This is a genomic window from Photobacterium aphoticum (genome assembly GCF_001029435.1).
GTDB classification, from domain to species: domain Bacteria; phylum Pseudomonadota; class Gammaproteobacteria; order Enterobacterales; family Vibrionaceae; genus Photobacterium; species Photobacterium aphoticum.
On record NZ_LDOV01000076.1, the window covers coordinates 1 to 510 of the forward strand.

Below are 510 nucleotides of genomic sequence, written 5' to 3' on the forward strand. Positions count from 1 at the left end.
ATTCCCCCTTAGTTCAGTCGGTAGAACGGCGGACTGTTAATCCGTATGTCGCAAGTTCAAGTCTTGCAGGGGGAGCCAAATTACAGTGTTGAGCCAAATGGCTTGAGACTAAAAAGATTTAGTGTGCCGACTTAGCTCAGTAGGTAGAGCAACTGACTTGTAATCAGTAGGTCACCAGTTCGACTCCGGTAGTCGGCACCATTTCTTAGCAAAGCGTTGTGTAAACAACTTTTGCAAAAGTCAGTCTTCGGATTGCACTTTTGCCTCGATAGCTCAGTCGGTAGAGCAGAGGATTGAAAATCCTCGTGTCGGTGGTTCGATTCCGCCTCGAGGCACCATATTTTATCTGCCACGATAATTCGTGATAGAAGAAAGTTACAATTCCCCCTTAGTTCAGTCGGTAGAACGGCGGACTGTTAATCCGTATGTCGCAAGTTCAAGTCTTGCAGGGGGAGCCAATTCAGTGTTGAGCCAAATGGCTTAAGACTAAAAAAGATATAGTGTGCCGAC

4 tRNA genes are annotated in these 510 nt (G+C 46.3%); all 4 read left to right on the top strand.

Going from position 1 to position 510, the window contains the following annotated elements:
- The first annotated feature begins 2 nt into the window (after window positions 1-2).
- The 4 genes from ABT58_RS23095 (at window position 3) to ABT58_RS23110 (ending at window position 458) form a co-directional block, all read left to right on the top strand.
- A tRNA-Asn gene (locus tag ABT58_RS23095) sits at window positions 3-78 on the top strand.
- 47 nt (window positions 79-125) lie between these two features.
- A tRNA-Thr gene (locus ABT58_RS23100) sits at window positions 126-201 on the top strand.
- A gap of 61 nt (window positions 202-262) precedes the next feature.
- Window positions 263-338 (top strand) — tRNA-Phe (locus ABT58_RS23105).
- Between the two features lie 44 nt (window positions 339-382).
- Window positions 383-458, top strand: a tRNA-Asn gene (locus ABT58_RS23110).
- Window positions 459-510 lie beyond the last annotated feature (52 nt).